The organism is Pontibacterium granulatum, from assembly GCF_029961155.1.
Lineage (GTDB): Bacteria > Pseudomonadota > Gammaproteobacteria > Pseudomonadales > Balneatricaceae > Pontibacterium > Pontibacterium granulatum.
On sequence record NZ_JASBRH010000006.1, the window covers coordinates 155,828 to 175,533 of the forward strand.

Below are 19,706 nucleotides of genomic sequence, written 5' to 3' on the forward strand. Positions count from 1 at the left end.
ATCGGCACTCTCCTTTTACTCTTAGCCAGGTTCCCTAACTCACTGATTTCGGTACATTCGCTATAGTATTGTATATACACTTTCCTCAGGTAAGGGGAGGTGCGGTTGTATTGGACGGGATGAATAAACAATGAGTGATACCTGGGCGCTGACTTCAAGTCTGATGGGTGGATTGGGCCTGTTTCTGCTTGGAATGGGGTTGATGACGGACAGTCTTAAGCTGGCGGGAGGCTTTGCCCTGAAGCAGGTGCTGGAGAAGGGCACACGCAGCCGCATCCGCGCGTTGCTGTCGGGCTTTGGCATCACGGCACTGGTGCAGTCATCCAGTGCGGTCACCGTGATGGTCATCGGCTTTGTTAATGCCGGTTTGATGAAGCTTTCCCGTTCGATCTGGGTCCTCTATGGCAGTAACGTCGGCACCACCATGACCGCCTGGATTGTGGCGCTGATCGGCTTCAAGGTGAAGGTGGACGTGGTCGCCTTGCCTGCTATCGGGATGGGTGTGATGTTTTACACCTTCAGTAGGAATATCCGTATTAAATCCCTGGGGGGAGTCTTTACCGGTCTGGGGCTCCTGCTCTTTGGGTTGCAGCTGATGCAACACTCCTTCACCGGTGTGGAGCAGGTGGTTGACTTCAGCAGGATTCATTCTGCGTCCCTGTCAAACCTGGCATTGATGGTGGTGGGGGGAGCGGCGTTAACAGCCCTGATGCAGTCATCCAGTGCGTCCCTGGCGGTGGTACTGACCGCCGTTTCAACCGGTATGCTCACCATCGAGGTGGGGGCGGCAGCCGTGATCGGGGCCAATATCGGGACGACAGTGACCGCGTTGCTGGCGGTTTTGAAAGCCAGCGCCAATGCCCGGCGTCTGGCAATGGCACATCTCTTCTTTAATCTCACCGCTGCCCTGATCGCTTTTGTCCTGATGGGCGGGATGTTGGGCTTGATTGGCTGGTTGAGCCACGCTCAGGGGGTCGAACAGGCACCCGCGGTGACTCTGGCGATGTTTCACACCATTTTTAACATAGTGGGTGTGTGTGCCATGGTGCCTCTAACCGAGCATATGACCCGCTACCTGAAGAGCTGTTTTCAGTCTCAGGAAGAGCAACTTTCCCGCCCACGCTTTCTGGATAAGGTCACTGCCGAGTCACCGGATACGGCGGTGAAAGCGCTTAGCCTTGAGCAGCAACGTCTCATGCGTAAACTGGGGGAGTTGCTGCAGGACACCGCTCAGGCGGTGCCCGGAGAGCGCACCCCCGAAAGCCGCTTCGTCGTGGCTAAACTAATCAGCGCCATCAATGACTTTATCGCAGATTGTTCACGCCGGGAGATGACAACCGACGTCGCCGAAACCATGCAGCACTCCCTGCGGGTAAACAGCCGCAGTGTAGCGGTGGTCGAGTGTCTGCGGGAACTGCACAAGGACGAGCTGGTAATCAGCGACCTGCCCGAAAAGGTGGCAACTGCCATTCTTCAGCTGCGGGATATGATCAATAAGGTGGCCCAGCATGGCTGCAAACTGGAAGAGCTTGATGCCAAAGAACTGATAGAACTGCTGCATCAGTTTGAAGAGCATTACAACCATACGCAGTTTTTGCTTGGTTTGTCGGCACAGGAGCGCAGTATTGAGATGCGTAAGATGGAACAGACCACGTTGTACCTGTCTCTACTGCGTCGCGCCACCCGTCAGTACACCAAAGCGTTGTTAAGCATGCTGCATCTGGAAGGACGTGCCGAGGGGCAGTATCTCAGTGCCTCAATCTGAAGGCAGATATAGATCAGAAGCGGCAGCCCCCAGAGGGTTGCGATATGCGTGGCAACGCTTTAGCACGAAATGCACAGTTGCCATAACGGCGCAGATGCAGACATCGCATTGGCTTGAGGTTCGCCGATGTGGGCACCCAGGGCCTTAAGACATGCGATCAGATTGAAGATAGGACTTTTCCGGATCCACGGTGTAACGTCCAGACATTGCTGTTCTGCCGAGCAGCATACGAAAGCGCATGGTCTCGCGGCTCGTGAGTGTGATCTCAATGGGGAAACGCTGACTGCCCAGCTCCATTTCAGCAGAAATCACGAAACGGTTCTCTTTATGGCCGCCTGAATCTGTGACACTTCTGACATCGATGACAGGCGCTTCGCAGACCACAACATGGTCCGAATTGTGTTGTAGAGGATGCATTTTAAACCGCACCCACTGCCCGCCTGACTGTTCGAATGTCTCTATATGAAAAGCGTGCAGTGCCGACGTTCTGGCACCGGTATCAATTTTGGCTTTTATCCTTCCAATGCCCAGCGAAGGCAACGCCAGCCACTCCCGCCATCCGATGGTGTGTTTTTTAACCAAATGATCTTGCATCGGGCTTGCTACTCCTTTGTCAATTGGCAGTGCGCATCGTGCGAGCTAAATGAGTATGTTTTGAATGTAGATTGTGATGTGGTGAAGTGCGAATCAAGTTTGCACTATAGGTGTTTATAAATTAAGCAGTTTGAAGATAATTCATTTACACTGCAGGTGTTATCAATTGTCTTTATGAGACATCGGAAAAGCTTTCATCGTAATGGCGTCTGAGTGGAAATGAGCATTTTCCTGTCCTGTCATGTCCACGGAAGCTTTGATGAAATGGAGTGTTCTGCACATGAGAATTGCAATCCTATCGCGCAATCCAAAACTGTATTCTACCCGTCGCCTGGTTGAGGTCGCTGAAGCGCGTGGTCATGAGGTTCGGGTATTGGACGTGCTGCGTTGTTACATGAACATCACTTCCCACTCGCCCTCCGTACATTATCGTGGCGAAAACCTGGGTAAGTTTGACGCCGTTATTCCTCGAATAGGTGCTTCTGTCACCTTCTACGGCACGGCAGTGTTACGCCAGTTCGAGATGATGGGCACTTTCCCCCTTAACGAATCTGTAGCGATTTCGCGTTCGCGTGACAAGTTGCGCTCTATGCAGTTGCTGTCCCGCAAAGGTATCGGCCTGCCGGTGACGGGTTTTGCACACAAGCCAGATGATATCCCTGACCTGATCAAAATGGTGGGTGGTGCTCCGCTGGTCATCAAACTGCTGGAAGGGACTCAGGGAATCGGGGTGGTTTTAGCGGAAACGGAAAAGGCAGCTGAAAGTGTTATCGAGGCGTTTTTGGGCGTCAAGGTCAACATACTGGTACAGGAATATATCAAGGAAGCCGGTGGGGCAGATATTCGCTGCTTTGTCATTGGCGACAAAGTGGTTGCCGCAATGAAGCGCCAGGGGAAAGAGGGAGAGTTTCGCTCCAATCTTCACCGGGGTGGTACCGCGTCACTGATTCGGATTACACCGGAAGAACGTTCCACCGCAGTCAGGGCGGCGAAGACAATGGGATTAAACGTGGCCGGGGTTGACTTGCTGCGCTCAAACCACGGTCCGGTCGTGATGGAGGTAAATTCGTCTCCAGGGCTTGAAGGTATCGAGACGGCGACGGGCAAGGATATCGCCGAGATGCAGATCATGTTTATTGAAAAGCAGTTGCGCGAAAAAAAGCAGAGTTCGATGACCCGTACGCGCGGCAGAGGGTAAGCGCCAATGGCTCGACAGGGATTTGAGATCGCGGGGCAGGTCGTTGCAGCGGGAAGTCGTGCCATGATTGGGCTACAGATGCCAAGGCTAAACACGCACACTGAGATGGATATGCCGGTGCACGTCATTCACGGGCGTAGGGACGGACCTGTTATCTTCCTGACCGCTGCAGTTCATGGTGATGAACTGAATGGTGTCGAGATCATTCGGCGTACCTTGGCACGCAAGGAGCTGAGCCGATTGGCCGGCACCCTGCTGGCGATTCCGGTGGTAAATTCCTATGGCCTTATCCAACACAGCAGATATCTACCGGACCGCCGGGATTTGAACCGGTCCTTTCCAGGATCGCAAAAAGGCTCATTGGCAGCTCGGTTGGCGAATTTGCTGATTGAAGAGGTTGTCAGTAAGTGTTCCCATGGTATCGACCTGCATACCGGGGCGATACATCGCAGCAATTTACCGCAGGTCCGGGCTGACCTGAATGATCCCGAAACATTAAGCCTTGCGCGCAGTTTCGGTGTGCCGGTGTTGCTCAACTCATCATTACGTGACGGCTCATTACGGTGTACCTGTAAAGACTTCAATATTCCGGTTCTGCTGTATGAGGCCGGTGAAGCGCTGCGCTACGATGAAGTGTCGATTAAAGCCGGCGTGATGGGTGTGCTTAACGTACTGCGTGCGCTGAAGATGTTGCCCTCCCGGCGGAAAGCGCGTCGGTTTGAGCCATTTATCGCTCGAAAAAGTGTGTGGGTACGTGCGCCGGAAAGTGGCATGGTGAGGGCTGTCAGTCGTCTTGGCAACCATGTAGCAAAGGGGGAGTTGTTGGCCTACATTGACGACCCCTACGGCGGTGAGCCGCACAAGATGGTGGCCAGTCAGGCGGGCATCATTATCGGTCGGCTGGAGCTACCCCTGGTTTATGAGGGCGATGCGGTTTTCCACATTGCCTGCTTTCATGATGATGTGGAGAACGTGTCGGAAGAGGTGGAAATCTTCCAGGAGCATTTTACTGACAACGGTTTGCGTTAAAGTGCCAGACTGCGTGTCGTGTGCATAACAAATATCACACGGAGCATCAGAGATGGGCTTGGTGCCGGGCGTCAGTGCTCGGCACTTGCATGAAATCGCTGAATGATCTGCTGAAACAGTTCGGTCTGTTTGTTCTGCTGAGCCCGCTTTTTTACGATGGCCGCCGTGCCCAGGTTGTAACAGCGGTCGTCACCTCCCACCTGTTTTAACTGCCCTTTTTCCACATACGTCTGGGCGTAAGCTTCCGGCAGGAAGGCAATGAACTTACCGGACAGGATCATCGCCAGCCGGGTTTCATAGAAGTAGGCCGTACCCTGCAAACTCATGCTGGAAAGTTGCTCGTTCGCTTCATTGTTTGGCTTCAGCCCCGGCTGGATGGCAGTGTACTGGTTGACCACCTCATCGGTGATATCTTCCGCGTCCAGTTCGAACAACGGGTTGGTCTGGCCGCAATAAAGGCGACACACATCGCTGTACAGGTGGAAGTACTCAAGTCCTGGCAACTGGCGGTGGTATGGCGCCAGCCCCACATCAATCTCATCGTTCAGCAGCATCCGCTCGATCTCCGCCATGGAGGACACTTCGCTCTGTAGCGTGATCTCGGGAGCGCGGGTAAAAAATTCGCTCAGCATCTCGGGGAATTTGGCGCGAGGATCGAGACTGGTGCTGTCGGAAACCAGAATCCGCAGGTTGCCTGCCGGGTTCTGGCTCATCTCGTTCACCGCGTCACGAAACTCATCCAGCGAGTCCAGAATTTTGTTGGTCATCTCATAGATCTTGGCGCCCTCGCGTGTCAGGGCAAAGCCCGCACGACCGCGGCGGCACAAGGTCAAATTGAGCCGGGATTCCAGATTTGAGATATGGATACTGATCGTTGAACGACTGATATTCAGTTCCGTTTCCGCAGCGGAGAACCCTCCATTGTCCACAACGGATTTAAAAATCCGCAGCTGCTTTATCTCGAAATCGCCAACCTGTCCTAACGAGTAATTCTTCAAACTTATGAGTTACTTTCTAAAACTGAACATTAAAAGATCAACATCTGTTACCCACAAAACAGTTGATATATTGCGAGCCATTCAAGCCCTATTTCGTGTATGGACGGCCACAGATATTGGTTGATCCAGTGTAAAAAAGTTAGGAGGTAACAACAATGAGTTTTGCTGAGTTCGTAAAAGAATCCGCCTATATCAACGGTGAGTGGGTGACGGCGGCCTCTCAGGAAACCATGGAGGTTATCAACCCGGCCGATGGTTCCTTCCTGGCAGCTGTGCCAGATCTGGGCGTGGAAGATGCCACCCGTGCTATCGAAGCCGCTGAAGTTGCTTTCAAGAGCTGGAAAAAAACCACCGCCAAAGAGCGTGCGGTGATCCTGCGTCGCTGGTTTGAACTGATCACCGAAAATGCCGATGCGCTGGCGGAGCTGCTGACCAAGGAGCAGGGTAAACCGCTGCGTGAAGCCAAAGGTGAAGTGCTGTCCTGCGCTTCTTTCTTTGAGTGGTACGGCGAAGAAGCCAAGCGCACTTACGGTGAAACGATCCCGTCCAACATGGGCAGCACACGCCTGCTGACCGTGAAGCAGCCGATCGGTGTTGTGGCGGCGATTACACCGTGGAACTTCCCGATCTCCATGATTGCACGTAAAGCCGCACCTGCCATTGCTGCGGGTTGTACCATCGTGATCAAACCGGCGGAAGATACCCCGCTGTGTGCTCTGGCGCTGGCTGCGCTGGCCGAGCAGGCGGGCGTTCCAGCGGGTGTGATCAACGTGATTACCACCAAGCGTCCGATTGAAGTGGGCCGTGAACTGTGCACCAACCCAATCGTGCGTAAGGTCTCCTTCACGGGTTCTACCCCTGTGGGCAAGATCATTCTGGGCATGTCAGCACAGACCGTGAAGAAAGCGTCGATGGAGCTGGGTGGTAACGCACCGTTCATCGTATTTGACGATGCGGATCTGGATGCAGCGGTTGCGGGTGCAATTGCATCCAAGTACCGCAACGCAGGTCAGACGTGCATCTGCACCAACCGTATCTACGTGCAGGCGGGTATCTACGATGAGTTTGTCGCGCGCTACCAGGCGGTGGTTGAAGGCATGACCATCGGTTCCGGTATGGACGCAGACACCGACATCGGTCCGCTGATCAACGCTGCGGCAGTGAACAAGACTGACGGTCTTGTAAAACGTGCCCTGGAAGAGGGGGCTGAGTTGAAAGTGGGCGGTGACCGTCACCCGGCGGGTGATCGTTTCTACCAGCCGACCGTGCTGACCAACATCACTGAAGATATGGAAATCGCACAGGCCGAACTGTTCAGCCCGATCTCCACCGTCTTCAAGTTCGCAGAAGAGTCGGAAGTAGTTGAACGTGCCAACAACACCCCATACGGCCTGGCTGCATACGTTTACACCCGTGACGTAGGTCGCGTATGGCGCGTATCCGAAGATCTGGAATACGGCATGGTAGGTGTGAACGAAGGCATGATCTCCAACGAGCTGGCACCGTTTGGCGGTGTGAAGGAATCCGGCGTTGGTCGTGAAGGTTCCAAGCACGGTATGGACGACTACATGGAACTGAAATACATCTGTATGGGCGGTATCTGATCACCAGAGTGCCCCGCTGACGGGGTTCTGGCGGCATACGCCTGTAATGTTTGGCGGGACTAAAAGTTTATTTCGAAACCCAACTATTTTTAGTCCCGCTCCCGGCCTATATCTTGGTCCACATAGTCCATCTCTATTGGCCCATCTCTATTGTTAATGGTTACATCAATGAAAAACTATAAAAGTATGGACGCGTTTTGGATGCCGTTTACGCCAAACCGTGCCTTTAAAGCCAACCCACGTATCATCAGCCGTACAGAGGGAATGTACTGTTACACCGACAAGGGCGAGCAGATTCTGGATGCTACCGCCGGCCTGTGGTGTGTAAACGCCGGTCACGGTCGCAAGCAGATCTCTGAAGCGATCGGTAACCAGGCGGCAGAGCTGGATTACACCTCTCCATTTAACTTTGGTCACGACATCGGCTTCGAATTCGCCGAGCGTCTGATTCAGCACACCCCTGATCCGCTGAACAAAGTATTCTTCGCCAACTCCGGTTCTGAAGCCGTTGAGAGTGCGCTGAAAATTGCACTGGCGTACCAAAGCGCACGCGGTAAGTCTGGCAAGTTCAAGCTGATCGGTCGCGAAATGGCTTACCACGGTGTGAACTTCGGTGGTATCTCCGTGGGTGGCCTGACGCCAAACCGTAAAGGTTTTGGTCCACTGCTGCAGGTGGATCACCTGCCACACACACTGGACCTGGAAAACAACGCATTCAGCAAAGGCCTGACCGACCACGGCATCGAGCGTGCTGATGCGCTGGAAGAGCTGATCAAGTTCCACGATGCATCCAGCATTGCCGCAGTGATCGTAGAGCCGATCAGTGGTGCAGGTGGTGTGATCATCCCGCCGAAAGGTTACCTGCAGCGTCTGCGTGAGATCTGTACAGAACACGACATCCTGCTGATTTTCGACGAAGTTATCACCGGCTGGGGTCGCCTGGGATCCGCGTTTGCAGCGGTTGAATTCGATGTAGTGCCGGACATGATCGTATCCGCAAAAGGTATCACCAACGGTATCGTGCCGCTGGGTGCGGTGTTCGTTGCCGATCATATCCACGACACTATCTTTGAAGCGACGCCGGCGGGTGGCATCGAGCTGTACCACGGTTACACCTACTCCGCGAGTCCGGTTGCCTGTGCGGCAGGTCTGGCAACCCTGGATATCTACGAAGAGGAAGGTCTGCTGACCCGTGCGTCCGGTGAGATCGGTAAGTACTGGGAGGAAGCCCTGCACTCCCTGAGTGATATCGAGCAGGTTGTCGACGTGCGTAACTACGGCCTGATCGGTGCTGTGCAGTTCGCTCAGCCGGAAGGCTCCAGCGCGCCTGTGGGCGGTGCTTTGCAGGCGAAATGTTACGAACATGGCGTGATGATTCGCGCTATGGGCAACATCATCGCATTCTCTCCTCCGCTGACTATTCAGCCTGAAGAGATCGATCAGCTGGTTGCGGCTATCCGTAAATCCGCAGCTGAGCTGTTCTGAGGAACCTTCTGACTCATAGCAGGTTTCTGAGGTAGCTCCGGAACGGGACGTTAAGCGCGAGCCGCTGGGACGGTTGGCCCGCTTGCTTTCGTCCTTGGATCTTACCTTCCCCTGGGCATGGCGTTGATTGCCGTTATGCTCTACCGTGATTTGGCCCGCTGACATCCATCTGTCAGCGGGTCTTTTTTTGCTTCTTTTTTACTTCCTTTTGTTGTCATTCGCCTACGCGCTAGTTGTAGGTTGGCCTTCGCAACGCGAAGCCCAACAATTGCGGGGCAAGTTTGAGCCTACTTGTTGGGCATCGCTCCGCGATGACCAATCTGCGCTTTTTATTTCTCGCTTGCGGGTGTACCACCGTGAATTACCACTTTCCTGATTCCGAATGGCGGCCTGATACAACAGGTTAGCGCCCGTTAACCTACGACTTAGGTTGTATGGCAGGCGGTACCTATTTGGACTGTTTTACCCCCGTTTTTTGACACGCGTAGAACGATTAACAAAATTCACTTAGTGAAATCACGTATAATCGTCTAAAAAATTCTTTATAAATAATGGGTTATATAAAGTTTGATATGCTCTAACCTTTAGATGGGGACAGTCTGATGTAACAGCGCGATGCCGTTTGATACCTTCAATTTGCTTGCTGCTAGTGCCAGCGCCAGCTCCCAAGTGGCGCCAATGCACAGCTAAAAACAACAATGAAAATAAAAGAGACGGAATTATGCGTAAGGTTCTTAGCACAATTAAAAAACACGTCATTACCAGTTCTTTGGCGGTTTCTCTGGGTTTGGGCGCAGTTGCAGCTTCTACCGCTCAGGCAGCAGAGCACAACTGGCGTTTCGCTAACCTGTATTCCCGCGGCACAGCTTTCGGCGAAGTGTACGGCAACATGGCTAAAAACATCGAGGAGATGTCCGGCGGCCGCATCAAAGTAAAAATGATGTACGCGGGTGAAGGTGTAGATACCAAAGGTATCCTGGGTGCGGTTAAAAACGGCCTGATCACCATGGGCGCAACCTTCCAGCCAATGAACGCAGGCGAACTGCCAGCAGGCATCGTTGAAGTTGGTCTGCCAGGTGGCACAGCCGATGTGGGTGAACTCAGTGTACTGTTCCACGAAAAAGGCTGGAACGAAGTGCTGGCTAAAGCATACGGCGAGCAGGGCCTGGTATACCTGGATCCATACATCCAGCCACCTGTTTACCTGCTGACCAAGAAAGAGATCAAATCTGTTGAAGACTTCAAAGGTCTGAAGCTGCGTGCACCAGGCGCTTACGGCAAGTTCGTACGTAACCTGGGCGCTTCTCCAGTTTCCCTGACCTGGAGCGAAATCTACACCGGTCTGGCGACTGGCGTAATCGACGGTTCTATCGGTTCTAACCTGATCGACCACCGTGATGGTAACCACGTAGAAGTCGCTAAATACATGTACCGTCTGCCTCTGGCAGGTGCACAGGTACTGCCAGTATTCGTTAACCAGAAAGCATGGAACAAGTTGCCTGACGATCTGAAAGCGATCGTACGTGCTGCGACTGCTGTTCACGCTCGCGAGCAGATGACTAAGTCCCGTCTGTGGGAATCCGAAGCGATTGCTGATATGGAAGCGAAAGGCATGAAGTGGAGCCCAGAGCCAAGCGCAGCTGATAAAGCCGCATGGGCGAAAGCAGGTGAGTCCCTGTGGGAAGAATACTCCACTCAGGATAAGCACAGCAAAGCGCTGATCGAAATTCTGAGCCAGAAGTAATCTCCACTCGGTAGACTACTCGCCAAAGGAAGCTTCTGGCACGTGGGTCAGAAGCTTCCTTGTTTTTAACACCCAATATTATACTGAGGCCCGCACGGTAAGAGATTCCCTTCGCTTTCCTTCCACCTCAAGGCTGTATAATCATGTTCACATCTATTCTCAGAGTGTATTGCTCTGGTATCCAGAACTTCATTGCGTTTGTCGGAAAAGGCATCTCCATCCTGATGCCGATGATTGCACTGGTGATCGCATTCGAGGTATTCGCTCGTTACTTCCTGAATAAGCCGACCATCTGGGCGTATGACCTGTCGCTGTTCTTCTCCGGATACCTGGCAGCGCTGGGTGGCGCGTACGCACAGCAGAAAAAAGCCCATATCAACGTTGATATTCTGTATCTCGCCGTTTCCGCGAACGTTAAGCGTATTTTCCATCTGTTTTCCGGCTCCATCGCCATCTTTTTTATGGGCGTTGTGATTATTGCCTCGTACCACAAGTTCGGCGAAGCGATGCAATTCAACTACCGCCGTATGAGTGAGTGGGCACCGCCGATGCATCATTTCTGGATGATGTTAATCGTTGCTGCATCCATGCTCATCCTGCAGATATCCAACGATATGATCAAAGACATTTACCACTTGGTTACCGGTACCGACCTGTTGCCGCAAAAAGATGAAGATGTGGAGGGCAACTAATGGAAATTGAAGTGCTTACGGGCATTCTGCTGCTTTGTATCCTGGTTACGTTTGCGCTTGGTACCCCGGTAGGTCTGGCTCTGGGTGGTATCGCGATGGCGGTGGGTTACATGACCTGGGGCGAAGGTATCTTCAACATCGTTCCAAGTACATTTGAATCAACCCTGTTCAGCTTCATCCTGCTGGCGATCCCACTGTATATCTACATGGGGCAATTGCTGACCCGGTCCGGTATCGGTGATGCGATGTTTAACGCCAGCCAGTTGATGATCGGTAAGGTACGTGGCTCGCTGGCAATCAGCGTAGTCGGCGTGTGTTCCATGATCGGTGCGATGGTGGGCATCATCGGTGCCGGCATCATGACCTCCGGCAGTATCGCCCTGAAACCGATGCTGGAGCGTGGTTACGATAAGCGCCTGGCTTTGGGCGTTATTATGGCCGGTGGTGGTCTGGGTATCCTGATTCCGCCAAGCGTGCCGATGATCATGTTTGCTGCGTCTACCCAGAACTCTGTGGGCAAGATGTTTATCGCCGCGCTGGTACCGGCTGTCGTTACCATCGTATTGCTGGTGACCTACATTGTAATCAGCTGCAAGCTGAATCCTCAGAAAGCACCACTGGGTACCGGTGCCGAGGCGAAAATGTCGCCGGAGGAGAAATTTCGTACTCTGCGTAACGGTCTGATGTCTATACTGCTGATCTTTGCGGTACTGGGCAGCATCATCAGTGGTATTGCTACGCCAACCGAATCCGGCGCGATCGGAGTGATTGGTGCCATTGTGCTGGCATTCTTCTTTAAGCGTTTCCGCTTTGGCCTGTTCCGCTCAGCCGGTATCGAAACCGCAATGCTGGTGAGTGTGGCGATGTGGATCATTCTGGGTGCATCCTTGTTCAGTAACTTCCACCTACTAATGGGTGTGCAGGACATGATTGCGGGTTTCACCGCCGATCTGGGCCTGCCGCCCCTGGGTGTGGTGATAATGATGCAACTGGTGATGCTGCTGTTGGGCTTCATTATCGACGAGTTCATCATCGTCCTGATGTGCGCGCCGCTGTTCACGCCAATCGTGGTGGACCTGGGCTTTGACCCGATCTGGTTCGGTATTCTGATGATTCTGAACATCGAGATTGCGGTACAGACTCCGCCATACGGTTTTGCACTGTTTTATCTGAAAGGCATCGCGCCGCCGGATGTCACCATGCTTGATATCTATAAATCGGTGACCCCGTTTATTCTGATCAAGTTGCTTGTTCTCGTACTGTGTTTGTTGTTCCCGGATGCCGTGATGTGGCTGCCGAACAAACTGATGGGTTAAGAAATGTACAACAGTATTTTAATACCGATAGATCTTGAGCATGTGGAGATGTTTCCACGTGCGGTAGCCGTGGCCAAGCAGCTGTTTGGCGACCAGGGCGGCACAATTCACAGTCTGTATGTGGACCAGAATAAGGTCCACAGCATCGCCTTTACCCAGATGAACAATGATCTGGCAAAAGAGATGCGTCAGGAGATCAAGAAGCGTGTGGCGGATGTGTTCGAGTCGAACGTACCGGAAGAGATGCGCGGCATGTGCCACATCCGTAACGGTGTGGTGTATGACGAGATCCTGGAAGAGGAGCAGCGCCTGAAGCCGGATGTGATTCTGATCGCCGCCGGCCGTCCGGGCGTGACCAGCTACCTGCTGGGATCCAACGCCGAGAAAGTACTGCGCCATGCACGCAGCAGTGTGTTTGTGATCCGCGACAGCAAGATCTGGTGAATTGCAGACCGCAACCCAATAAAAAAGCAGCCACGGCTGCTTTTTTATTGTCTGTGGATAACGGAAACGAGAAGTTTATGCCTCGTCCAGCAGGGCGGTAATGATCGGTACCGGCGTCATCAGGTGTTCGTACATCAGCTTGCTGGCTTTAGCTGCGTCGCGCTCGAGCAGGGTGTCCACAAGGGTCTGGTGTTCATTGCGTTTCTCTTCCAGTGCCGATTTGGAAAACACCGTCTGTTTAAGCCAGAGCTGGCGATAGCGTTCCGCCTGATCCAAAAGGGAGTTACGCACTTCCAGCAATTTGGGGGAGCCGCAGCCTTCGGCGATCGCGGAATGGAACGCTTTGTGGCGGGTGTCCCAGATATTGAGCATATCTTCGGCGGAGTTTATTTCGTCTACGCGTGCGAGCGTATGTGCCTTGCCGATTAGCTCTGCTTCCCACTGTTCATCACCCCGCTCGATGGCGAGCTTTACGATCAGTGCTTCCAGGTGGGCGCGGGCGTCATAGATATCCCGCATCTCCTCCAGCGACATCTCTGCCACGCGAAAGCCGCGTTGGCTGATTGCCGTTACCAAGCGCTCGGATACCAACTGGGAGAGCGCCTCACGCATCGGCCCTGTGCCAATGTCGTACTGGGTCTTCAGGTGGCTCATCAGCAACTTATCACCGGGTTTGTGTGCCCCGCAGATGATGTCCTGCTTGAGCTGCTGGTAGGCCCTCATGGTCTGGCTGGAGTTTTCGTTCGCGTTCGAAGAGGTGGTGGCCACGCTGGTTGCCTTACTTTACTGGTTTGCTCGGAATTATAACGGGTCTGAAGAAGGAGACAATGCGATCAAATATATACAAAGGCAAAAAATGTAGACATTATTTAAAAGTGTATATATTATTAATTCCATCTTGAAGATTTAGCCATCGAAGGACTATAAAAATGAACGCTATTGTGAACCTGGATAAGACGTACACCGGTTTCTCCATCAAACCATCTGAGCAGTACCCAGAACGCCTGTACGAACTGGCTTTCCCTAAAGCAACTGTTGATGCTTTCCTGGAAGCAACTGCTGAGTGGCCTGTTCAGGCACTGGAATACAAATCTTTCCTGCGTTTCCGCGTTGCTAAAATCCTGGATGATCTGTGTGGCAACCAGCTGCAGGCACTGCTGATCGACACCCTGACTGACCGCAACAGCGGTGCTCTGCTGATCAAGCCTGAAGGTCTGGATGATGTGTCCAAGGCTGAAGACATGGTTAAGTTCACCACTGCAATTGCTCACCTGTACGGTCGTTCCAACTACGACGCGATGAGCGGTCAGTACTACGCTCGCTTCGTGGTACAGAACACTGACAACTCCGACAGCTACCTGCGTCAGCCACACCGTGTAATGGAACTGCACAACGACGGTACGTTTGTAGAGCAGGATACGGACTACGTTCTGATGCTGAAGATCGACGAGCAGAACATGGAAGGTGGTGATTCCCTGCTGCTGCACCTGGACGATTGGGCTGATCTGGATAAATTCTCTAACGATCCAATGGCGTACCGTCAGATGCGTTGGTCTGCGCCACCAAGCAAGAAAGTATCCAAAGATATCTACCACCCGGTATTCGACCTGGACGTAGACGGCAAGCCGATCATGTCTTACATCGACCAGTTCGTGCAGCCTGCTAACTTCGAAGAAGGTAACTGGCTGACTGATCTGTCCGAGTCCATCGAAAGCAGCCCGGCGATCCACGGTATCCGTGTTGAGATCGGTAACTTCCTGCTGATCAACAACCACTTCTGGCTGCACGGTCGTGACAAGTTCACGCCACACGACGGCCTCCGTCGTGAGCTGATGCGTCAGCGCGGTTACTTCACCCACAAGAAGACTCTGCGTAACCCTGCTCAGTAAGTCTGAGATATTGGTTCGAAAAGAAAAAAGCCACTGAGTAGTCAGTGGCTTTTTTGTGTCAGGCGTATTCTTCGGGACAGCATGGAGCTGGATTCTGCTGTTGTTCCAGCAATAAAGTCATGGCCAGGCAGACAAGTCCGGCCAGCGGCGCGAACATTGCCGATACCACCACTGCCAACCCTAACGCTAACGTCAGCTCGGCCCGGCTCCGGCTGTAATGCTCTTCCCACTGCAGCAGCATGGCTGGGAACAGGTAGTACAACGCATCCCATAGCAGTGTTTGTGCCGCAGCGATCAACCAGATAGTGGATTTCATCTTGATTCCTGATGCTCATTCAAAGATTCTGCATTTATGGAGATGATGGGATTTATGGCTCTGTGGCGTTAAATTAATTTCATATTAATCGAAATATAGAGCTGCCTTGGAGAAAGGTCTTGATGTGAGCTGGTGGACTGTGAGCATATTTTAATGCTCCCATATCTGTCGGCGTTGTTGCTGTGAATTGCACTTGGCAGGGCTTGATGCAATATGCTTGAATCGTTTTTCGAGTCCTTGCGGATAACTCCCCCATGAGCGCCAAACCGTCCCGTCCTGAGATCAACTGGCCTGAGCTGGTTTTTAGCGAAACTGTGCAGCTACGCATAACGGCTTTGAGTGAGCAGCGGTTCGGTCGTACAACTGATGCGGAAGTGGCTGGCGACTATGTGCTGGAGCAGCTGTCGGCGGATGATTGGCAAATTTGCCGGAAGTTTCAGGGAAAATCTAAGCCTGAAACTTACCTCTATACACTGAGTGTTAATTTGATCGAAGAGTACGCCCGCAAACGTTATGGGCGTGTGCGCCCTCCGCAATGGCTTAAGCAGTTAGGGGAGACCTGGCTGACCCTTTGGAAACTACTGTGTCTGGAGCGCCAGCCTGTGCCGGTTGTGATTGAAACGCTTTCAGGGCCGGATGAGACGCTAAGAGCGCCGGAAACGCTGCTGGCGAGTATCCGCACCATCAAGAGTAAACTGCCCTGGTGCGGTCAGCGTACCGGCGAAGTTTCCCTACCGGAAGACAGCGACAGCCTTGACAATACAGACGGTAACCAGCAGACCACCGAAACGGCAGAGGAATTGCTCCTGTTGTTGCATCAGGTGGTGCTGAAGGACTCACCTCATCCAGCAGGATCCGTTGCGGGTGATACCTCACTGGCGACAATGCTACGCGATCAGTTGCAGCTTAGTGCCGAACAGCGCCTGATCCTGAAGATGGCCTATCAGGACGGGCTGAAATTCAGTGCCATCGCGCGCCATCTCGATATGCCCGCCCATCAGCCTGCACGTATAGCTAAAAGTACGCTTAAACAGATTCGTCAGATTCTCGAGCGCTCAGCTGTGTTGCCGGAGGAATTTGTTTGATTAAAAAAATCGGCAGTCGAATTCTGCGTATGGTCCATCCCATAGGATATGGGGGATGTGTTTATGAGTCTCGGTAATCAGGATAACAGCCGGCAGCAGGAGTGGCTGGCACGTATCGCACTGGAGTTTAGCCAGGTGGATACCCCGGTCGGTGAGCGTCCCGACCTGGAAGATTTGGCGGCGATGTTGGACAACCGACTGGATTCCTCGCGCCGTGCCCAGGTGATCAGTCACCTTGCCTGCGATTCCGCGTTGTATGCCCGGTGGCAACAGTTACTCAACCACCACCCTGTCTGGTCAGGGGAGAGCGCTGGGGTCGGAACACCGGTATCGCTCTTGCAGCAACTGCGTGAGCGATTTAATGTCTGGTTGCTGCCAGTTTCAGGCAGTGCGTTGGCTAGCCTAGCGCTGGTGGCTTTTATCCTTTGGCCACGGCCTTCTGCTATCGACCAACTGTACAGCAACCATCATCTTGCCCTGGTTAAGTATCTGGATGGACGTGTTGAAACAAAGCTACGTGCGTTACCCGTAGAGTTGAATGGAAAGCAGGTTCAGATTCTGGCTGGAATACACAGCGGCCTGCAGAGTGTTGGCCGTACAGGCGGAATTGATGGAATCCCCGGAGAACTGCTGACGGATGCCGGTGGGCGTTATGCATCACAGTTTGGAGAGCAAAAAACCGAATACTTTGAGCAAGGCCGCTGGCTGCTGATGGGGCTTTCACTCTGCCGGGCATCTGAAGACGAGGCTTTGGTCGGGCTGGCGCAAACAATACCGAGTATGGGCGGTAAGCCAGTGTTCAGTGGTGCAGGAGACGCGTTGTGTGAACAGCTGGAGGTCTATGTCGCGCAGATGCTTGCGGCACCCGGCCCATAGACCACCAGTTTAGGCTACGGGGAAATTGACCCGTAGCCTGAGAGGCTTACTGGCTGTTTTTCAGTACACCACCAGCGGTTTCTTCTGGATCGCTGTTAAAGCGGATATCTTCGTCTTCACCCAGATATTCAGGCTTACCCATACCACCCGTTGGCTGTTTTTGTTCGGTTTCTGCAGAGCGGTAGTTGTAGCACTGCTGGATATAGCATGCCTGTCCCCACGGTGTACGGATCGCACATTCGTTCAGCGCGATACGTGCAGCGGTGCCTCGATATGCAGAGTAGCCAACTCCCCATGCGGATGGACTTGCGGCGGTACACTCCCAAGCCATTGCCGGTGCGGAAACCATTCCGAATCCAAGTAGTGCTGCACACATTAGTTTTTTCATGTTTTTCTTCCCTCTCAAGTTATGACTACTTCAACGTGCTCTGTTAAAAAATCGACGCTAACGTGCATTGCACGTGAACATCGGTATATCGGCATGATGCGTGTTATTTGCTTCCGTTAGCGAACAACCTGCCAGCTGTATATTTCCAATCCACCTCGATGCGGTGGCTTTGAGCGATGGGCACCGCGTGTGGCAGCTTGCAGAGGCGGCTGTTCCAGTTCAGAAAGGTCACGGCTTACCCCTGTACCCGGTTGGCTGCTGAGTACCAGGTGTTCAATGCCCACTGTATCCACATTGACGTGCCAATTAAATGACAGCGAATCGCCTGGTTGCAATCGGTTAGCGTCTCCCTTTCTGGGATACAGCAGGGTGATGCCGTACTGACTATCGATAAACAGGATACTCACATCCTGAGGTTCACGGCCACTGTTCTTTACATCGAGCAGAATCTCATCGTTATGTTGTAGTTTGGGGCGGATATTCACCGGCAGGTTTTGCACATTGTCCAGGCGCTTTACACGAAAGTTAATGCTGAGATGCTGCTGCGTACCGGACAGGTGTGATGTGCTGTTGAGCAAGTGCTCGGCCCTGGCAATTCGCAACAGACTGTTGCCCAGAGTTGAAGGTACATCCTGCGCTGCCCGAGGGACAGTGGTTTGCAGTAGAGGCTGAGGTTCCCGATCTTTCACGCAGCGTTTTTCTGCATCGGGTGAGATCTGTTGCTGCTCACAAGGCAGCGTCTGATCTGCACGTAGAAACCAGAACCGGCCGGCAAACTGGCTCACCAGAATATCCGCTTCTGTGGGGGGCGTCAGTTCGATCAGCCCATGCTTTTGGCTGACAGCAGCAAGCTGCTTCTGCAGTGTTGCCTGTGCCGCCTTGTCCATATCACGCGAAGCTAAAGGCGCGATCTTAAGGGAGGCTTTCAGAGCGGGTTTACGCAGGCGAGCATACAACGTTTTCGGCCAGTGGGTGGATTGTGAACCGGTTGCGGATGCGGAACTGCTGACCGCATCCGCCTGGTCGATGATAAGGGTTGCCAGTCGCTGCTCTTCCGTGGCTGTGGCGTCGCCAAACAGAGCCACTTCTGCACCTTCACTCAGCATCGCGAGGTGGCCTCCGCGAATATGAACCTTGTTCCCCCTGAGTTGTGCGCTGAACTGCTGCGCAACGTTTCCTACAGTACCGAATACCGTCGCGTTCATGTTGGATGCGCTGAACAGTGGTTGGCTGTTGCGCCATGGTATGCTTTCGTAGCGCGCCAGGACTTTCTGCGCCAGCTGTTGATAGCTGAGCTGTGTGTTGGAGCCGAGTACATCCATCAGGCTGTAGGTAAAGAGACCATGATAACGGCGGTTGGGGTTACCCCGCGGTAGCCGCATCTCAGGTGTGATTTGGGTACTTTGTGCAGCGGAGAATGCGATCAGGTCTCCGCGGCTGGTCGGAGGGGCCGCGTTGCCGGATTTGAAAAAGGCTGCCTGCAAGCTCTGGTCTCGTTTATAGCCCGTTGCATTCCAGCGCTCGAAATCCTGTTGGTCCTGCAAACCTGCTGTGTGCGTCTGGGGCTGGGTCGGAATGCCCAGTGCGTCGCTTGGTGCCTGTCGATAACGCAGCTCTGGTATGGCAGCGCTGCGGGTCATCGTGCCGGAATGGCAGCTATCAAACACCACCCATACGTCAGCGCCCCGGTTGCGCAGTTTATCCACATATAAAGCGATTTCGTCATCAATGATGGCATTTTCTACCGAACCTATCGCACTGTTCCAACGCTTGGCATCGCTGGGTAGGAAGATCTCATCGAGGCCGTCAGCTTCGTCGTTACTTACCTGTTTGGCGGGCTGACGGCTACCGTGACCAGCAAAGTGCAGGTAGATAAAGTCATCAGGCCCAGCCTCTTCTGCAAGCATCCCCAAGGCGGTCAGGATATTGGCGCGGGTGGGTGACGGATAACCCTCTTTGGTCACTAATAGCTGGATCTGATCTTCGGCAAAACCGCGCTGACGCAGCGTCGCATGAACGATCTCTGCGTCGTTGACCGGGCCTGTCAGCTGCAGGTTATCGGGCAGGTTAGGATAGTCGGATACACCCACGAGTAGGGCGCGCTTCACCGCCAGCGCGTTACCCGAAAACAGGCAGGCCATGGCCAGTGTTCCCACAAGCAACAGTGAGGAAATTCGGTTTGAGATGCCCAGCGTCTGCATGGTCGCTCCGTTTCTCGTGTCTCTTAATTCGTATGTTGCCGTGCCTGTTCCGACTTATCAGGATGGGATGGACAACGCCTGA

General features: G+C 53.3%; 18 protein-coding genes. 12 read left to right on the forward strand and 6 right to left on the reverse strand.

Going from position 1 to position 19,706, the window contains the following annotated elements:
* Window positions 1-130 precede the first annotated feature (130 nt).
* On the forward strand, window positions 131-1,765 hold the full coding sequence (locus QKW35_RS07845; protein ID WP_282352092.1) for a Na/Pi cotransporter family protein: 1,635 nt from the start codon (window positions 131-133) through the stop codon (window positions 1,763-1,765).
* A 144-nt stretch (window positions 1,766-1,909) separates the two neighbouring features.
* Here QKW35_RS07845 and QKW35_RS07850 read toward each other — a convergent pair whose 3' ends face one another.
* The gene (locus tag QKW35_RS07850; protein ID WP_282352094.1) at window positions 1,910-2,359 is read right to left on the reverse strand and encodes an ATP-dependent zinc protease family protein; all 450 of its coding nucleotides are present in this window, start codon (window positions 2,357-2,359) and stop codon (window positions 1,910-1,912) included.
* A gap of 280 nt (window positions 2,360-2,639) precedes the next feature.
* On the opposite strand from QKW35_RS07850, the gene rimK reads away from it, so the two are divergent.
* Together rimK and QKW35_RS07860 are read left to right on the forward strand one after the other, a co-directional pair.
* Entirely contained in the window at window positions 2,640-3,557 is a 918-nt protein-coding gene (gene rimK, locus QKW35_RS07855; protein WP_282352096.1) for a 30S ribosomal protein S6--L-glutamate ligase, read from the forward strand.
* A gap of 6 nt (window positions 3,558-3,563) precedes the next feature.
* Window positions 3,564-4,586 (forward strand): succinylglutamate desuccinylase/aspartoacylase family protein, encoded by a 1,023-nt coding sequence (locus QKW35_RS07860; RefSeq protein WP_282352098.1) that lies wholly within the window; start codon window positions 3,564-3,566, stop codon window positions 4,584-4,586.
* A 71-nt stretch (window positions 4,587-4,657) separates the two neighbouring features.
* On the opposite strand, the gene QKW35_RS07865 is transcribed toward QKW35_RS07860, so the two are convergent.
* Complete coding sequence (locus QKW35_RS07865) at window positions 4,658-5,584, reverse strand: LysR family transcriptional regulator (RefSeq protein ID WP_345774486.1); 927 nt, start codon at window positions 5,582-5,584, stop codon at window positions 4,658-4,660.
* Between the two features lie 155 nt (window positions 5,585-5,739).
* Between QKW35_RS07865 and QKW35_RS07870 the strand changes: the two genes are divergently transcribed.
* The 6 genes from QKW35_RS07870 to QKW35_RS07895 all read left to right on the forward strand — a co-directional run bounded on the left by QKW35_RS07870 (window position 5,740) and on the right by QKW35_RS07895 (window position 12,869).
* Window positions 5,740-7,188 (forward strand): NAD-dependent succinate-semialdehyde dehydrogenase, encoded by a 1,449-nt coding sequence (locus QKW35_RS07870; RefSeq protein WP_282352102.1) that lies wholly within the window; start codon window positions 5,740-5,742, stop codon window positions 7,186-7,188.
* 168 nt (window positions 7,189-7,356) lie between these two features.
* Window positions 7,357-8,673 (forward strand): omega-aminotransferase AptA, encoded by a 1,317-nt coding sequence (gene aptA / locus QKW35_RS07875; protein WP_282352104.1) that lies wholly within the window; start codon window positions 7,357-7,359, stop codon window positions 8,671-8,673.
* Between the two features lie 721 nt (window positions 8,674-9,394).
* Window positions 9,395-10,417 (forward strand): TRAP transporter substrate-binding protein, encoded by a 1,023-nt coding sequence (locus QKW35_RS07880; RefSeq protein WP_282352107.1) that lies wholly within the window; start codon window positions 9,395-9,397, stop codon window positions 10,415-10,417.
* Window positions 10,418-10,560: 143 nt separating this feature from the next.
* Complete coding sequence (locus QKW35_RS07885; RefSeq protein WP_282352110.1) at window positions 10,561-11,109, forward strand: TRAP transporter small permease subunit; 549 nt, start codon at window positions 10,561-10,563, stop codon at window positions 11,107-11,109.
* A complete protein-coding gene (locus tag QKW35_RS07890) occupies window positions 11,109-12,425 on the forward strand; it encodes a TRAP transporter large permease (protein WP_282352111.1) in 1,317 nt (438 codons plus the stop codon). Before QKW35_RS07885 ends, QKW35_RS07890 begins: the two co-directional genes overlap by 1 nt.
* A gap of 3 nt (window positions 12,426-12,428) precedes the next feature.
* Entirely contained in the window at window positions 12,429-12,869 is a 441-nt protein-coding gene (locus tag QKW35_RS07895) for a universal stress protein (protein WP_282352112.1), read from the forward strand.
* A 75-nt stretch (window positions 12,870-12,944) separates the two neighbouring features.
* On the opposite strand, the gene csiR is transcribed toward QKW35_RS07895, so the two are convergent.
* Window positions 12,945-13,592, reverse strand: a complete 648-nt coding sequence (csiR, locus tag QKW35_RS07900; RefSeq protein ID WP_282352200.1) for a DNA-binding transcriptional regulator CsiR — start codon at window positions 13,590-13,592, stop codon at window positions 12,945-12,947.
* Between the two features lie 206 nt (window positions 13,593-13,798).
* Between csiR and glaH the strand changes: the two genes are divergently transcribed.
* A complete protein-coding gene (gene glaH / locus QKW35_RS07905; RefSeq protein WP_282352115.1) occupies window positions 13,799-14,758 on the forward strand; it encodes a glutarate dioxygenase GlaH in 960 nt (319 codons plus the stop codon).
* A gap of 58 nt (window positions 14,759-14,816) precedes the next feature.
* On the opposite strand, the gene QKW35_RS07910 is transcribed toward glaH, so the two are convergent.
* A complete protein-coding gene (locus QKW35_RS07910; RefSeq protein WP_282352117.1) occupies window positions 14,817-15,074 on the reverse strand; it encodes a hypothetical protein in 258 nt (85 codons plus the stop codon).
* Window positions 15,075-15,328: 254 nt separating this feature from the next.
* Between QKW35_RS07910 and QKW35_RS07915 the strand changes: the two genes are divergently transcribed.
* Together QKW35_RS07915 and QKW35_RS07920 are read left to right on the forward strand one after the other, a co-directional pair.
* Window positions 15,329-16,159: a hypothetical protein gene (locus QKW35_RS07915; RefSeq protein ID WP_282352119.1), complete on the forward strand. Its 831-nt coding sequence runs from the start codon at window positions 15,329-15,331 to the stop codon at window positions 16,157-16,159.
* Between the two features lie 63 nt (window positions 16,160-16,222).
* Window positions 16,223-17,035, forward strand: a complete 813-nt coding sequence (locus QKW35_RS07920) for a hypothetical protein (RefSeq protein ID WP_282352121.1) — start codon at window positions 16,223-16,225, stop codon at window positions 17,033-17,035.
* 46 nt (window positions 17,036-17,081) lie between these two features.
* On the opposite strand, the gene QKW35_RS07925 is transcribed toward QKW35_RS07920, so the two are convergent.
* A complete protein-coding gene (locus QKW35_RS07925) occupies window positions 17,082-17,423 on the reverse strand; it encodes a hypothetical protein (protein ID WP_282352122.1) in 342 nt (113 codons plus the stop codon).
* A gap of 116 nt (window positions 17,424-17,539) precedes the next feature.
* Entirely contained in the window at window positions 17,540-19,624 is a 2,085-nt protein-coding gene (locus tag QKW35_RS07930) for a caspase family protein (RefSeq protein ID WP_282352123.1), read from the reverse strand.
* Between the last annotated feature and the right edge of the window lie 82 nt (window positions 19,625-19,706).

Coding starts and splice junctions, on each gene's coding strand:
- QKW35_RS07845 (WP_282352092.1), top strand. CDS start 131: ATGAGTGATACCTGGGCGCTGACTTCAAGTCTGATGGGTGGATTGGGC.
- QKW35_RS07870 (WP_282352102.1), top strand. CDS start 5,740: ATGAGTTTTGCTGAGTTCGTAAAAGAATCCGCCTATATCAACGGTGAG.
- QKW35_RS07860 (WP_282352098.1), top strand. CDS start 3,564: ATGGCTCGACAGGGATTTGAGATCGCGGGGCAGGTCGTTGCAGCGGGA.
- QKW35_RS07920 (WP_282352121.1), top strand. CDS start 16,223: ATGAGTCTCGGTAATCAGGATAACAGCCGGCAGCAGGAGTGGCTGGCA.
- rimK (WP_282352096.1), top strand. CDS start 2,640: ATGAGAATTGCAATCCTATCGCGCAATCCAAAACTGTATTCTACCCGT.
- QKW35_RS07850 (WP_282352094.1), bottom strand. CDS start 2,359: ATGCAAGATCATTTGGTTAAAAAACACACCATCGGATGGCGGGAGTGG.
- QKW35_RS07930 (WP_282352123.1), bottom strand. CDS start 19,624: ATGCAGACGCTGGGCATCTCAAACCGAATTTCCTCACTGTTGCTTGTG.
- glaH (WP_282352115.1), top strand. CDS start 13,799: ATGAACGCTATTGTGAACCTGGATAAGACGTACACCGGTTTCTCCATC.
- QKW35_RS07910 (WP_282352117.1), bottom strand. CDS start 15,074: ATGAAATCCACTATCTGGTTGATCGCTGCGGCACAAACACTGCTATGG.
- QKW35_RS07895 (WP_282352112.1), top strand. CDS start 12,429: ATGTACAACAGTATTTTAATACCGATAGATCTTGAGCATGTGGAGATG.
- csiR (WP_282352200.1), bottom strand. CDS start 13,592: ATGAGGGCCTACCAGCAGCTCAAGCAGGACATCATCTGCGGGGCACAC.
- QKW35_RS07925 (WP_282352122.1), bottom strand. CDS start 17,423: ATGAAAAAACTAATGTGTGCAGCACTACTTGGATTCGGAATGGTTTCC.
- aptA (WP_282352104.1), top strand. CDS start 7,357: ATGAAAAACTATAAAAGTATGGACGCGTTTTGGATGCCGTTTACGCCA.
- QKW35_RS07890 (WP_282352111.1), top strand. CDS start 11,109: ATGGAAATTGAAGTGCTTACGGGCATTCTGCTGCTTTGTATCCTGGTT.
- QKW35_RS07885 (WP_282352110.1), top strand. CDS start 10,561: ATGTTCACATCTATTCTCAGAGTGTATTGCTCTGGTATCCAGAACTTC.
- QKW35_RS07880 (WP_282352107.1), top strand. CDS start 9,395: ATGCGTAAGGTTCTTAGCACAATTAAAAAACACGTCATTACCAGTTCT.
- QKW35_RS07915 (WP_282352119.1), top strand. CDS start 15,329: ATGAGCGCCAAACCGTCCCGTCCTGAGATCAACTGGCCTGAGCTGGTT.